13 protein-coding genes are annotated in these 13,416 nt (G+C 74.7%); 9 read left to right on the forward strand and 4 right to left on the reverse strand.

What is annotated here, in order from left to right; genetic code table 11:
• Positions 1-229 precede the first annotated feature (229 nt).
• From ABZ809_RS28205 to ABZ809_RS28220, 4 genes are all read right to left on the reverse strand, one after another.
• A complete protein-coding gene (locus ABZ809_RS28205; RefSeq protein WP_357565642.1) occupies positions 230-1,327 on the reverse strand; it encodes a helix-hairpin-helix domain-containing protein in 1,098 nt (365 codons plus the stop codon).
• Positions 1,328-1,614: 287 nt separating this feature from the next.
• Complete coding sequence (locus ABZ809_RS28210) at positions 1,615-2,964, reverse strand: NAD(P)/FAD-dependent oxidoreductase (protein WP_357565643.1); 1,350 nt, start codon at positions 2,962-2,964, stop codon at positions 1,615-1,617.
• 13 nt (positions 2,965-2,977) lie between these two features.
• Positions 2,978-3,325, reverse strand: a complete 348-nt coding sequence (locus tag ABZ809_RS28215) for a TcmI family type II polyketide cyclase (RefSeq protein WP_357097427.1) — start codon at positions 3,323-3,325, stop codon at positions 2,978-2,980.
• Between the two features lie 123 nt (positions 3,326-3,448).
• A complete protein-coding gene (locus ABZ809_RS28220; RefSeq protein WP_357565644.1) occupies positions 3,449-4,258 on the reverse strand; it encodes a BTAD domain-containing putative transcriptional regulator in 810 nt (269 codons plus the stop codon).
• A gap of 412 nt (positions 4,259-4,670) precedes the next feature.
• On the opposite strand from ABZ809_RS28220, the gene ABZ809_RS28225 reads away from it, so the two are divergent.
• The 9 genes from ABZ809_RS28225 (at position 4,671) to ABZ809_RS28265 (ending at position 12,879) form a co-directional block, all read left to right on the forward strand.
• The gene (locus ABZ809_RS28225) at positions 4,671-5,009 is read left to right on the forward strand and encodes a TcmI family type II polyketide cyclase (RefSeq protein ID WP_357565645.1); all 339 of its coding nucleotides are present in this window, start codon (positions 4,671-4,673) and stop codon (positions 5,007-5,009) included.
• The gene (locus tag ABZ809_RS28230; RefSeq protein WP_357565646.1) at positions 5,006-6,727 is read left to right on the forward strand and encodes an acetyl-CoA carboxylase carboxyltransferase subunit alpha; all 1,722 of its coding nucleotides are present in this window, start codon (positions 5,006-5,008) and stop codon (positions 6,725-6,727) included. Before ABZ809_RS28225 ends, ABZ809_RS28230 begins: the two co-directional genes overlap by 4 nt.
• Positions 6,728-6,762: 35 nt before the next feature.
• Positions 6,763-7,341 (forward strand): acetyl-CoA carboxylase biotin carboxyl carrier protein, encoded by a 579-nt coding sequence (gene accB, locus ABZ809_RS28235; protein WP_357565647.1) that lies wholly within the window; start codon positions 6,763-6,765, stop codon positions 7,339-7,341.
• Between the two features lie 13 nt (positions 7,342-7,354).
• Positions 7,355-8,734 (forward strand): acetyl-CoA carboxylase biotin carboxylase subunit, encoded by a 1,380-nt coding sequence (locus ABZ809_RS28240; protein WP_357565648.1) that lies wholly within the window; start codon positions 7,355-7,357, stop codon positions 8,732-8,734.
• Positions 8,731-9,483 carry an SRPBCC family protein gene (locus tag ABZ809_RS28245; RefSeq protein WP_357565649.1) on the forward strand — a complete coding sequence of 251 codons (753 nt, stop codon included), beginning with the start codon at positions 8,731-8,733 and terminating at the stop codon, positions 9,481-9,483. The genes ABZ809_RS28240 and ABZ809_RS28245 overlap by 4 nt, the downstream gene beginning before the upstream one ends.
• The gene (locus tag ABZ809_RS28250; RefSeq protein ID WP_357565650.1) at positions 9,476-9,880 is read left to right on the forward strand and encodes a cupin domain-containing protein; all 405 of its coding nucleotides are present in this window, start codon (positions 9,476-9,478) and stop codon (positions 9,878-9,880) included. The genes ABZ809_RS28245 and ABZ809_RS28250 overlap by 8 nt, the downstream gene beginning before the upstream one ends.
• A 151-nt stretch (positions 9,881-10,031) precedes the next feature.
• Entirely contained in the window at positions 10,032-11,306 is a 1,275-nt protein-coding gene (locus ABZ809_RS28255; protein ID WP_357565651.1) for a beta-ketoacyl-[acyl-carrier-protein] synthase family protein, read from the forward strand.
• The gene (locus ABZ809_RS28260; RefSeq protein WP_357565652.1) at positions 11,303-12,550 is read left to right on the forward strand and encodes a beta-ketoacyl synthase N-terminal-like domain-containing protein; all 1,248 of its coding nucleotides are present in this window, start codon (positions 11,303-11,305) and stop codon (positions 12,548-12,550) included. The genes ABZ809_RS28255 and ABZ809_RS28260 overlap by 4 nt, the downstream gene beginning before the upstream one ends.
• Positions 12,547-12,879, forward strand: a complete 333-nt coding sequence (locus tag ABZ809_RS28265; protein WP_357565653.1) for an antibiotic biosynthesis monooxygenase family protein — start codon at positions 12,547-12,549, stop codon at positions 12,877-12,879. Before ABZ809_RS28260 ends, ABZ809_RS28265 begins: the two co-directional genes overlap by 4 nt.
• The last annotated feature ends 537 nt before the right edge of the window (positions 12,880-13,416 follow it).

Genomic DNA, 13,416 nt, shown 5'->3' on the forward strand with positions numbered 1-13,416 from the left:
GCGTCGACCCGGTCGCACTGCTCCAGCGAGTACGCGGACAGTTCGCCACCCATCTGCGGCCAGTCGAACTCGCCGTTCGGGCCCTCGACCACCGCACCGCACGTCGTGCACCGCGAGGCCCAGCTCCTGGCCGCCGACATCGAGGTGCTCAGCGGCCAGGCCGACCGCACGTCGTGCACCGTACCGTCGCCCGGCGCCACCGGCAGGGGCGGCAGCCGGGCGACGACGGTCAGGCGTCCGTGCCGGCGACCGGGGCGGGAAGGGCGGCGGCTGTTTCCTGCGGTGCGCCGGCGAGCACGGCGGCCTGCTGCGGCCAGGTCGTCAGGCTCGGCGCGGCGCGCAGCCCGGCCGAACGGATCGTCTCCCGCAGCGCGGCCTCGTCCAGCTCTGCCAGCTGCCGGTAGGTCCGGATGCCGGCCGCCTGTAGCGCGGCGGCCATCTTCGGGCCCACGCCCTGGATCCGGCGGAAGTCGTCGGCGGCGTCGGCGGCGGCTGGCGCTGGTGGGGTGGCCGCCTCGGCACGCGGTGCCGGCACGACCGCCGGCTCGGCGGCTACCGGAACGGGCTCCGGCTCGGCCGGCTCGGCGGCTACCGGAACGGCCTCCGGGTCAGCGGGCGTGGCCGGCTCGGTCGGGGCGACTGTGGCGGTCGCGGGCTCCGGCTCGGCCGGAGCGGACGCGGGCTCCGGGTCAGCGAGCGTGGCCGGGGCGGCGGACGCGGGCTCCAGGTCAGCGAGCGTGGCCGGCGTGGCGGGCGCGGGCTCCGGGCCGGCCGGGGCGACTGCGACAGGCGCGGGCTCCGGGTCGGTCGCCTCCGCCGTCGGCTGGCGGTCGACGGGGCCGGTCACCTCGGCCGCGGCCGGCAGCACGATCTCCCCGTCGGACGGGGTGTCGGTGGCGGTACCCAGCGGCGCGGCGGCCGGACCGGGACGGGTGTCGGGCGCCGGCACCGGGTCACCGGTGAGCGCCATGTCGGTCTGGTCGACGTCGTCCGACCGCCGGGTGTCGGTGGCGACGACCGTGACGGGGGCGCCGGTGGTCGACAGGTCGGATTCGGCCGGGGTGTCAGGCCCGGCGGTGGGCGTGCGGTCGGCGACGGCGTCCGGGACCGGGTCCACGATGACCTCGGGGCGCGCCTTGTCGGTGGTGGCGGCGGGTGGCGGGTCGACCACCACGGCGGTCACCCCGGCGACCGGGTCACCCTCCACGATGGGCGAGCCGTGCGCCGCGGCGGCCGCGTCCTGCCGGCCACGCCAGAACCAGCCGCCCGCCAGACCCAGTACCAGGGCCACGATCAGTATCAGCCAGTGCCCGAAAGACCACGCCACGGTAAACCTCCCTCTCGTTCACGTCGGAAAAACCGCGAAAAAACTCGCCGCAGCTTCGCATACGCCCGGTGTGGACGACAGGCAGGACCGTCCCGCCGTCGCGACGGCGGGACGGTGTTGCACCAGGGGTGTCCGGCGGGCCACGGTGCGTCGCCTTCGCGCGCCGGACGCCGGCCCGGGGCGAGCGCACGGGGATCCCGGCATTACCCGGGCGCACGGGATCCCGGCACCACCCGGGCGCACGGGGACCCCGGCACCACCCGGGCGCCGGGGTCCCCGTGGGACGGTCAGTCCTCCTCGCCCCGGTAGCTGTAGAAGTCGTCGACGAACCTGCGGGCGAGTCGGGGCACCCGGCTGGTGACGCCGAAGTAGCCCCGTGCGCCGAGCAGTGCGAGCCGGCCGACGACCGGCTTGTACATCCGGTCCTCGCCGTTGGTGCCGCTGCGGTTCAGCGAGTCGGCGACCCGGGCGAAGCCGTACGGCACCATGGCGGCCTCGTAGTCGGCCACCGCCTGGAGCAGCGTCTTGTCGCCGGTCGCGGCCAGCCGGAGCTGCCGGCAGAGCAGGGCGGCGTCGCGCAGCGCGGTGTTGGCGCCGACCCCGCGGCCCGGCGTCATCGTGTGGATGGCGTCGCCGAGCAGCGTGACCGTACTGCTCTTCCACGGTGGTACCGGCTCGCTGGTCGCCACCCTGATCGGCAGGGCGCTGCCCGGGTCGCCGCGGGCGAGCAGCTCGCGCAGGTGGGGGTGCCAGTTGCGGGTGAGCCGCAGGGCGAGCAGGATGAGGTCCTCGCCGCGCCGCTGCATGACGTCGGGCGGGAACCGGCGGGCCGTGCTCCAGATGACCAGGTTGATGTTGTCGCGGGTGTTGTCGTGGCGCAGCCCGGGCCAGTCGCGCAGCAGCTCGGCGTCGGCGGGGTCGACGCCCGGCTTGAGCGTGCCGTCGCGGTCCCACTTGAACTCCATGACGTGCAGCACGCCCATCATGCCGCCGGTGCCGAAGATCAGCGAGATGCCCTTCTCGAGCCGCTCGGGCAGCAACCCGCGGGTGTGCGCGGTCAGCGGGATCCGGGTGGCGATGTTGATGGTTCCGGCGTCGCGGGTGACGGCGTGCGGCAGGTACTGCCGGCGTACGGCCGATCCGGTGCCGTCGGCGGCGACGAGCAGGTCGCCGGTGGCCGTGCTGCCGTCGGCGAAGTGCGCGGTGACGGTGCCGTCGTCGCGTTGCTCGTAGTGGGTGAAGGTCCGGTCGAAGTGCACCACGTCCTCCATGCCGGTGAGCAGGACCTGGCGCAGGGTCATCCGGGCCACCGACCGTTCGGTGTTCACCGGGTCGGTGTCGGGTCGCAGCGTGAACGAGGCCGTGCGGCCCATCCGCTGGGTGATGACGTTGAAGTAACGGGGGGAGCGGGCGCAGGTGGCGAGGTAGACGTCGAACAGGGCGGGCGGCAGGCATTCCCGCAGGGCGCGGCTGCCGGTCGGGCCGATGCCGACGCGATAGCCGAGCAGTCCTTCGCCTCGGGTGCGGTACCGCTCGTAGACGGCGACGCTGATCCCGGCCCGGCGCAGGCCGTGGGCCAGGCACAGCCCGCCGGTGCCGGCCCCGATGATCAGGACGTGGGGCGGTCTGGGCGACATGACGGCCGCCCGCTCAGCCGGCCGCGTGCGACGATGCCGCGTCGGCGGCGTCCCACCGGTAGAAACAGCCGGCGATCGCGTCGCGCGGCGAGCGCCACGTCGGCAGGTACGGCGTGGTGTGCGCGGACAGCCGCTCGTTGACCTGGCGGTAGAGCGGGTGGTTGCGGGCGTCCGCCAACGCGTCCGGGTCCACGTCCGCGGTCTCCATCAGGTGTACGCACAGGTCGTGCAGGCAGTACAGGGAGCGGTGCCGGACTCCGGTGAGGCCGGGCAGTTCGGTCGCGTCGGACTCGGCGAAGATCTGCGCCACCCGCCCCTCCGCGCCCGGGATGATCCTGCTGACGATCAGTAGACGGCTCATGGGGACCCCTTTCGCCGGTGGCGCTCCGCGAGCACGGCGGAGACCACGGACTGTTGTGTGGCCCACCCTGCTCCGTCGACTGTCACCTGCCCGTCACACGAACCGTCGGGCCGGTGACGCCGGTCAGCGCGCGCGGGGTGCGACCCGGGTGGGCGGGGCGCGGCGTGGTCCGGGCCGTTCGTCGCGGGTGGCCTCCCGGATCGGGGCGAGCGTGTCGTCGACCAGCGCGGTCATCGCCGCCGAGGGTTCCAGCCGCAGTTCCCGCAGCAGCAGGTCGCGGTAGACGTAGAAGGCGTGCACGGCCTCGAAGGCGTTGCCCTCGGCGAGGTGGATGCGGACGACGAGCCGGTGTGGCGTCTCGCGCAGCGGTTCGGCGGCCATCGCCTCCAGGGCGGCTTCCAGGGCCACCCCGTGACGGCCCGCCGCGAGGTGCTGGCCAGCCAGTTCCTCCAGCATGTGCAGGCGCAGTTGGCGTAGCCGTTCCCGGTCGGTCAGCACCCAGTCGTCGTACCAGCCGGGGAGCAGGTCGTGCCGGCCGGCGGCGAGCGCGGCGGCGGCGCAGGGGTCGTCGCCGTCGCGCACCCTGGCGGCCGTGCCGACGAGCGCGTCGACGTCGACCCGGACCAACTGGTCGAGGCGGACGGTGTCGCCGGCGGTGACGATCGGGCAGCAGGGATCCTGGCGTAGCCGCCACAGCGCGGTCCGCAGGGACGACAGTGCGCGCTCCTCGGGTGCGTCCGGCCAGAGCTGGCCGGCGAGGTGGCTGCGGGTGCTGCCGGGGCGCAGCCCGATCAGCGCGATGACCCGTTGCAGGCCGCGCGGCACCACGACCGGCGTGTCGCGGTGCAGCAGCCGGAACCCGCCGAGCAGGTGCAGCGAGATCTCGGTGCCCGGACGACACCCGGTGGTCGGCGTCGACGGATCAGCGGCCACGGCGGCACCCCCTGCGGAACGCTCGTCCCGACTCGTCTGCTGTCCCGGCGCGGCTGCCCATGACCCCACTGTCGGGTCGCTCCGCCGCGGCGTGGCGGGCCGCGACCGCCGGGCTGACCGTGACGAAGATTATCAATCGTGGTAACTCTCGGTCAATGTTATGTCGGAGTGGTGTTAGTTCGGCGATGGCTGCGAGAACCTCTCTGAACTGCGGATAGTCCACTCTGGTAGCACCTGCCCGCCATACAGCGAATGCACAGCTAGCGTCAACACAGCGTCACGGAGTGGCGTCGCCGCTCGGCGGCTCCCGGTGACGCCGTCGTGACGGCGGTGGCCGCATCGTGTCGCCAGTCGTCCGGCTCGGCCGGCACCGTCGTCACCGACGCCGGTCGCCGTGGAGGGAGGCCCGTCCATGGACCGTTCGCTGATCGTCGCGAAGGTGGTGCCGAGCGCCGAGGCGCGGGTCGCCGAGATCTTCGCCGAGTCCGACGCGACCGAGCTGCCGCGCCTGGTGGGCGTCCGGCACCGGTCGCTGTACCGGCTGGGCGACCTCTACGTGCACCTGCTGGAGACGGAGTCGCCGGGCGGGCCGGCGGTCGAGGCGGCCCGGGGGCATCCGGAGTTCGCCCGGGTGAGCGAGCGGCTGCGGCCGTACGTGACGCCGTACCTGCCGACGTGGCGGGAGCCGCGCGACGCGATGGCCCACTGCTTCTACCGCTTCGACGCCGCGCCCGCCGGGCGGCCGTCGTGACCGCCACGGTACCCCGGGAAGGGCAGCTCTGGTCCCGGTGCGGCGCCTGCGCCACCCTGCTGTACCGCAAACGGCTGCGGCGTAACCTCGACGTCTGCCCGGAGTGCGGGGCGCACGCCCGGCTCGACGCGCCCGAGCGGCTGCTCCAGCTCGTCGACCCCGGGTCGTTCACCCCCCTGCCGGACCGGCCGGCGGAGGTCGACCCGATCGGCTTCGTCGACCTGCTGCCGTACCCGCACCGGCTCACCGCCGCCCGGGCCGGCACGGGGCTGGCGGAGGCGGTGGTCTGCGGTACCGCCACCATCGGCCGGCACCCGTGCGCGTTGGCGGTGATGGACTTCCGGTTCCTCGGCGGCAGCCTCGGCTGCGCCGTCGGGGAGCTGATCACCCGGGCCGCCGAGCAGGCCCTCGCCGACGAGGTCCCACTGATCCTGGTCACCGCCTCGGGCGGCGCCCGGATGCAGGAGGGTGCCCTGTCGCTGATGCAGATGGCCACGGTCAGCCAGGCGATCGCCGCGCTGCGGGAGGCCGGGCTGCTCACCGTCAGCGTGCTCACCGACCCGACGTACGGGGGAGTGGCCGCCTCGTTCGCCACCAACACCGACGTGCTGGTCGCCGAGAGCGGCGCCCGGATGGGCTTCGCCGGTCCCCGGGTGATCCGGCAGGTCACCGGCCGGCCGCTGCCGGAGGGCTTCCAGACCGCCGACTTCCTGCTCCGGCACGGTCAGGTGGACATGGTGGTGCCCCGGCACGCCCTGCGGGGCCGGTTGGCGGCGCTGCTCGCCGCCGCCGGAGCCGGGCGGCGGCCCGCGTCGCGGCCCGGCGTACCCCGGCAGGAGCTTCCGCCGACGACGCCGGTCGGCGCAGCGCCGACCGATGCCGGCCAGGCCGGGCCGGCGGGCGGCGACGCCTGGGAGACGGTACGGCTGGCCCGGCACCCCGGCCGGCCGACCACTCTCGACTACCTGGAGACGGCGTTCGACGGCTTCGTGGAGCTGCACGGCGACCGGCTCGGTGCGGACTGCCCGGCGGTGGTCGGCGGGCTGGCCCGGCTCGGCGGCCGGGCGGTCGTGGTGATCGGGCACCAGAAGGGACACACCACCGCCGAGCTGGTCGGGCGCAACTTCGGCATGGCCAGCCCGGCCGGGCACCGCAAGGCGCTGCGGCTGATGCGGCTCGCCGCCCGCCTCGGCCTGCCGGTGGTCACCCTGGTCGACACCCCGGGGGCGGATCCCGGGGTGAACGCCGAGGAGCAGGGCCAGGCGGCGGCCATCGCGGAGAACATCCTCGCGCTGACGGTGCTGCCCACCCCCGTCGTCGCCGTGATCACCGGCGAGGGCGGCAGCGGCGGCGCGCTGGCCCTCGCGGTGGCCGACCGGGTGCTGATGTTCCAGCACGCCGTCTACTCGGTGATTAGTCCGGAGGGCTGCGCCGCCATCCTGTGGCCCGACCGGGGGGCCGCGCCGCAGGCGGCCCGCGCACTGCGGCTGACCGCCCCCGACCTGTGCCGCCTCGGGGTCGTCGACGGCCTCGTACCGGAACCGGCCCCGGCCGCGCACCACGATCCGGAGGCCGCCGCCCGGTCGCTGCGCGAGGCGGTGCTGGCACACCTGCTGCCGCTGCTCGACGTGCCGCCCGCCACGCTGGTCCGCCGTCGCCGGCAGCGCTTCCGGCGGTTCGGCGCCGCCCGGCTCGGCGCCCGGACGGGTGCCCGGTGAGCGCCGGCGGCATCCCGGTCGACGCCCTCCCGTCCATGAGCGACGGGCGGCCGGTGCCGGGCCCGGCACCGGCGCCAGGGCCCGAGCTGGTGCGCGGGCCGGAGGCGGAAGTCGGGGCGGAGCCGGTGCCCGCAGCGGCGGGACACGGGCCGGACGCCCTGCTGGCCGGGTTGCGGCGGCACGCCCGGCAGCTCGTCGCCGAACTCGCCGGCCCGGTCCGCCGGGTGCGGCTGCGCAGCGGGGACACCGAGCTGGAGGTGGAGTGGTACGGCGCCGGGTCCGCCGAGGCGGCGCCCGGCGCGGCACGCCCCGCGCTTTTGCCCGCCGCCCCTCCGCCGACCCCGTACCCGCCGGCCGTCGCGGAGGCGCCCAGCCGGTACGCGGTGCGCTCACCCATCGTCGGCACGTACTACCGGGCGCCGGAGCCGGGTGCCGCGCCGTTCGTCGCCGTCGGTGACCTGGTCCGACCCGGGCAGGTCATCGGCATCGTCGAGGCGATGAAGCTGATGAACGAGGTGACGGCCGACCGGGGTGGCCGGGTCGCCGAGGTCCTCGCCACCGACGGCCAGCCGGTCGAGTACGACCAGCCGCTGGTCACGCTGGATCCGGCGTGAGGGGCGGGCCGGGATGTTCGAGAAGGTGCTGATCGCCAACCGGGGCGAGATCGCCCTGCGGGTGCTGCGTGCCTGCCGCGAGCTGGGGGTGCGTACGGCCGTGGTCTACTCCACCGCCGACGCCGACTCCGCCGCGGTGCGCCTGGCCGACGAGGCCGTCCGGATCGGACCGCCCGCCAGCCGCCGCAGCTACCTCAACGCCGCCGCGATCGTGGAGGCCGCCCGGCAGGTCGGCGCGCAGGCGGTGCACCCCGGCTACGGCTTCCTCTCCGAGGACGCCGACTTCGCCGAGATCTGCGCCGACAACGGCCTGACCTTCGTCGGCCCGCCGCCACGCGTGATGGCCGCACTCGCCGACAAGTCCTCCGCGCGGGCGCTGATGCGCCGGGCCGGGCTGCCCCTGCCGCCGGGCAGCGTGGCGCCGGTGCCCACCGCCGCGGCGGCGGCCGAGGTGGCCGCCGAGGTGGGCTACCCGGTGATCGTCAAGGCCGCGGCCGGCGGCGGGGGCCGGGGCATGACCGTGGTCGAAAGCCCGGCCGAGCTGCCGCGGGCGTACGCGCGGACCCGGGCCGCCGCCCAGGCCGCCTTCGGCGACGACCGGGTGTACGTCGAGCGGTTCCTGACCGGTGCCCGACACGTCGAGGTGCAGCTGCTGTGCGACTCCCACGGCAACGGCGTGCACCTGGGCACCCGGGACTGCTCGGTGCAGCGCCGGCACCAGAAACTGGTCGAGGAGGCCCCGGCCCCGGCACTGTCGGCGGCCACCGGTGAGGCCATCGCCCAGAGCGCCCTGCGCGGCGCCCTGCACGCGGGTTTCACCGGCGCCGGGACCGTGGAGTTCCTCGTCGACCCCGACGAGAACTACCACTTCCTGGAGATCAACTGCCGGATCCAGGTCGAGCATCCCGTCACCGAGATGATCACCGGGATCGACCTGGTGCACGAGCAGTTCCACATCGCCGCCGGAGCGCCGCTGCGCTGGCGGCAGGAGGACGTGCGACCGCACGGGGTCGCCATCGAGTGCCGGGTCAACGTGGAGGACCCGGACCGGGGCTTCGCGCCGACACCCGGCCGGCTGGACCGTTTCGTCCCGCCCGGCGGCCCGTTCACCCGGGTCGACACGCACGGCCACCCCGGCTACCTGTTCGGCCCGCACTACGACTCGCTGCTGGCGAAGGTGGCGGTCTGGGCGCCGGACCGGGAACTCGCGCTCAACCGGCTGGAGCGCGCCCTCGACGAGTTCGACATCGCGGGCCCCGGGGTCCGCACCACCATCCCGTTCGTCCGGCGGGTGCTCGACGACGCCGGGTTCCGCAAGGGCCGCTACTCCACCGGCCTGGTCGACCAGTTGCTCGCCGGTTCTTCCGACGCACACCACAGGAGGCTCCGATGACCGTCACCCATAACCGTCCGCTGACCGCCGAGATCACCGACATCCTGGTGGCCAACTGCGGGTTGGACGCCGAGGCGGCCGCCCGCGCGCCGGCCGCGTCCCTGGAGGAACTCGGCATGGACTCGCTGGCGCTGCTTGAACTGTCCGCCGTGGTCGCCGACCGGTGGCGGGTGCAGATTCCCGAGCAGGCCGGGCAGCTCAGCATCGCGGGCGTGGCGGACCTGGTCGCCCGCCGCGCCGACCCGCCGGGCCACACCGAGAACAGCGTCCTGATCGCCGCGCCGCTGCCGCTGGTGTGGGACGTCACCAACGACGTCGCCGGCTGGCCCGAGCTGTTCACCGAGTACGCGCGCGCGGAGATCCTGCACCGTGACGGCGACACCGTGCGCTTCCGGCTGACCATGCACCCCGACGAGAACGGTACGGCGTGGAGCTGGGTGAGCGAGCGCACCGCCGACCCGGCCACCCGGCAGGTGCGCGCCCGGCGGCTGGAGACCGGGCCGTTCGAGTACATGCGCATCCACTGGCGCTACGAGGAGGAGCCCGGTGGCACCCGGATGACCTGGGTGCAGGACTTCGCGATGCGGCCGACCGCGCCGGTCGACAACGCCGGCATGGCCGACCGGATCAACACCAACAGCGTGGTGCAGCTCGCCATCATCAGGGAGAAGATCGAGCGCCTGGCCGGTGCCGACGGTGGCCAGACCCCGGCCGACGGCGACAAGACGACGGAGGCCGACGATGAGTGAGGACACCCTGCGGTTGATCGCGGCCGCCGACGTGCCGCCGGACGGCCGCCGTGGCGGGGAACTGCGGGTGCTGCTCGGCCCCAAGACCGTCGGCAGCACGTCGGGCTTCATGGGGGTGGCGACGCTGCGCCCGGGGGAGCGGATCGCCGAGCACTACCACCCGTACAGCGAGGAGTTCCTCTACCTGGTCCGGGGCGCGATCACCGTCGACCTGGACGACGAGCCGGTGCTGCTGGCCGCCGGGGAGGCGCTGTTCGTGCCGCGCAACGTCCGGCACCGGCTGCGCAACACCGGCGGCGAGCCGGCCGAGGTGGTCTTCCACCTCGGTCCGCTGGCGCCCCGGCCCGAACTGGGCCACGTCGACACCGAACTGGTCGAACAGCGGAGCGGGTCGTGAGTGCCCCGCAGTCGCGAGCTGAGGTGGCATCCGTGAGCGGGAGGAGTGAGCCGGGTTTGCGAGCCCCGCAGTCGCGAGCTGAGGTGGCATCCGTGAGCGGGAGGAGTGAGCCGGGTTTGCGAGCCCCGCAGTCGCGAGCTGAGGTGGCACGGTGACCGGGCGCCGTACGGTGGTGACCGGTGTCGGGGTGGTCGCCCCCGGCGGCGCCAGCCGCGACCGGTTCTGGAAGACGATCACCGAGGGGCGGACCGCGACCCGGCGGATCACCTTCTTCGACCCGTCGCCGTTCCGGTCGCAGATCGCCGCCGAGTGCGACTTCGACCCGGTCGCCGCCGGCCTCACCGAGGTCGAGCGGCAGCGCGCCGACCGGTACGTGCAGTTCGCCCTCGCCTGCGCCGCCGAGGCGGTCGCCGACGCCGGGCTGGAACTCACCGACGCCGAACGCGACCGGACCGGCGTGGTGCTCGGCACCGCCGTCGGCGGCACCATGGCCCTGGAACAGGAGTACGTCACCGTCAGCGACGGCGGTCGGCAGTGGCTGGTCGACGCCGCGCGCGGTGGCCCGTACCTCTATCAGGCGCTGGTGCCCAGCAGCCTCGCCGCCGACGTGGCGTGCCGGCACGGGCTGCACGGCCCCGCCCAGGTGGTCTCCACCGGCTGCACCTCCGGCATCGACGCGATCGGGTACGCCCACCAGCTCATCGCCGACGGCGAGGCCGACGTCGTGCTGGCCGGGGCCGCCGACTCGCCGATCTCCCCGGTCACCGTCGCCTCCTTCGACGCGATCAAGGCGACCAGCCCGGACAACGACGACCCGGCGCACGCCTCCCGCCCGTTCGACGCCGACCGGCACGGCTTCGTGCTCGCCGAGGGGGCGGCGGTGCTGGTGCTGGAGGAGGCCGGGCACGCCCGGCGGCGCGGCGCCCACGTCTACTGCGAGGTGGCCGGCTACGCCAGCCGCAGCAACGGCTACCACATGACCGGCCTGCGACCCGACGGGCTGGAGATGGGGCTGGCCATCTCGGCCGCGCTGAAACAGGGCCGGATCGCCCCCGGGCAGGTCTCCTACATCAGCGCCCACGGCTCCGGCACCCGGCAGAACGACCGGCACGAGACCGCCGCGTTCAAACGGGCGCTCGGCCAGGCCGCGTACCGGGTGCCGATCAGCTCGATCAAGTCGATGGTCGGGCACTCGCTCGGCGCGATCGGCTCGATCGAGATGGCCGCCTGCGCGCTGGCCGTCGAGTTCGGGGTGGTGCCGCCGACCGCCAACTGGAGCACCCGGGACCCGGAGTGCGACCTGGACTACGTGCCGAACGAGGCGCGTGAGCTGCCGGTCGACGTGGCCCTCTCGGTCGGCAGCGGGTTCGGCGGTTTCCAGTCGGCCATGGTGTTCCGCCGGCTGCCCGGCTCGGTGCTGCCGTGACCGCGCGGGCCGTGGTGACCGGCATCGGCGTCGTCGCGCCCAGCGGCATCGGTGCCGACGCGCACTGGCGGACCGTGCTCGCCGGCACCCGCCGGACCGGGCCGATCACCCTCTTCGACCCCGCCGGCTACCCCACCCGGTACGGCGGGGAGGTACCCGGCTTCGACGCCACCGCGTACGCCGACAACCGGCGGCTCGTGCAGACCGACCGCTGGACGCACCTCGGCTTCGCCGCCACCAGGATGGCGCTGGCCGACGCCGGCCTGCCCGAACGGGCCCCCGACCCGTACGGCTACGCCGTCGCCCTGGCCAGCTCCTCCGGCGGGAACCTGTTCGGGCAGCGGGAGCTGCAACGGCTCTGGGGTGGCGCGTCGCGCACCGTGGGGGCGTACCAGTCGATCGCCTGGTTCTACGCGGCGAGTGTCGGCCAGCTCTCCATCCACCACCAGTTCAAGGGGCCGTCCGGCGTGCTGGTCGCCGAGACCGCCGGTGGGCTGGACAGCCTGGCGCACGCGGCCCGGGCGGTGCGCCGGGGCACCCCGGTGGTGATCGCCGGGGCGACCGAGTGCCCGCTGAGCCCGTACGCCCTGGCCTGCCAGCTCCGCTCCGGCCTGCTCAGCGACGTGGCCGACCCGGAGCGGGCCTACCGGCCGTTCGACGCCACCGCCAGCGGCTACCTGCCCGCCGAGGGCGGCGCGGTCTTCGTGGTGGAGGAACTGGGCCACGCGCTGTCGCGGGGTGCCCGCGTGTACGGCGAGGTGACCGGCTGGGGCGCCACCCACGACGCCGTCCACACCGGACCGGACACCGCCGGTGACCCCGTCCAGTACGCGCGGGCGATGCGGCTGGCCCTGGACCGGGCCGGCGTCGGGCCGGAGACGGTCGACGTGGTGCTGCCCGACGCGCTCGGCGTGCCCCGCTACGACCGCAGCGAGGCCACCGCGCTGCGTGCCGTCTTCGGCGACCGGCCGCCCCCGGTGACCACCCAGAAGCCGCTGACCGGCCGGGCCCACCAGGGTGGCTCGGCGCTGGACGTGGCCACCGCGCTGCTCGCCTTCGCGCACGACACGCTGCCCGCCTCGGCCGGGCCGGACGACGTGGCCGACGGCTGTGAACTGGGCTTCCTGCGGGAGCACCGGCGACCGCGCAGCCGGCTGGCGCTGGTCTGCGCCCGGGGCTTCGACGGCTTCAACAGCGCACTGGTCCTGCGCGGGGCCGCACCGTCGAGGGGAGTGACGACATGAGCGACATCGGCGGGCAGCGGGCCCGGGTGGTGTTCCTGGTGCGGGTGCCGGTTGAGCGCACGGAGGCGTTCCTGGCCGCGTACGAGGCGGTCCGGCACCTGGTGGCCGGCGGCGTACCGGGGCACGTCGTCGACCAGGTCTGCCGGTCGTCGGCCGACCCCGAGCAGTGGCTGATCACCAGCGAGTGGGCGAGCCTGGCCGACTTCGAGGCGTGGGAACGCAGCCCGGAGCACCGGGACCTGGTCCGCCCGATGCGGGAGTGCTTCACCGACGCCCGGTCGTTGCGTTTCCTCATCCACGCGCAGACCCCCGCGACATCCCCGGCCTGAGCCCGCTTCGCTGCCGCCCCGTACCTCCGACTTCCGCTGCGGGGCCGGCGACGCGATGAGCTGTCCGCCCGCTGGCCGGAGGGCACGAGTGGAACGCCACGGGTGTCACCGCCCGTCGTTGACACCCATGGCGTTCCACTCGTCAGGTGGCGCGGAGGTCCGCTGCCCGGCACGCGCCCGGCCTGACGCCTCCCGCCCCACGGAGCAGGCCGAGCCTGGTGAGGTCCGCCGTCGGACCCGGCCCGCCCGGCCGTACCCATTCCGCCCGACCCGCGGGGCCGTACGGTCCCGACCCCGTCGCGCCATCGGCCGTCCGGTGGACGTGCCGCGCCGGACGCACGATGGGTCATCCGGCAGTTACCCTGAGCCGACATATGCGCCCGATCCTGCCCGCCGAACCGGCTGTGGGCAATCCGGCCAGCCGCCTTTTCTGATCTAGCCATTCGCATCTAGCTATGCATCCGGACAGCGCCGTAAGGTTCCCCGCAGCACCCCGACAGACGCACCTTATGGGCGATTACGCCCTCTTTGAGGCTG

The sequence above is a fragment of the Micromonospora sp. NPDC047074 genome (assembly GCF_040643815.1).
GTDB lineage: Bacteria > Actinomycetota > Actinomycetes > Mycobacteriales > Micromonosporaceae > Micromonospora.

Excerpts from the sequence above, each read along its gene's own strand:
- ABZ809_RS28210 (WP_357565643.1), bottom strand. The coding sequence starts at position 2,964 with ATGTCGCCCAGACCGCCCCACGTCCTGATCATCGGGGCCGGCACCGGC.
- ABZ809_RS28215 (WP_357097427.1), bottom strand. The coding sequence starts at position 3,325 with ATGAGCCGTCTACTGATCGTCAGCAGGATCATCCCGGGCGCGGAGGGG.
- ABZ809_RS28225 (WP_357565645.1), top strand. The coding sequence starts at position 4,671 with ATGGACCGTTCGCTGATCGTCGCGAAGGTGGTGCCGAGCGCCGAGGCG.
- accB (WP_357565647.1), top strand. The coding sequence starts at position 6,763 with ATGAGCGACGGGCGGCCGGTGCCGGGCCCGGCACCGGCGCCAGGGCCC.
- ABZ809_RS28240 (WP_357565648.1), top strand. The coding sequence starts at position 7,355 with ATGTTCGAGAAGGTGCTGATCGCCAACCGGGGCGAGATCGCCCTGCGG.
- ABZ809_RS28245 (WP_357565649.1), top strand. The coding sequence starts at position 8,731 with ATGACCGTCACCCATAACCGTCCGCTGACCGCCGAGATCACCGACATC.
- ABZ809_RS28250 (WP_357565650.1), top strand. The coding sequence starts at position 9,476 with ATGAGTGAGGACACCCTGCGGTTGATCGCGGCCGCCGACGTGCCGCCG.
- ABZ809_RS28265 (WP_357565653.1), top strand. The coding sequence starts at position 12,547 with ATGAGCGACATCGGCGGGCAGCGGGCCCGGGTGGTGTTCCTGGTGCGG.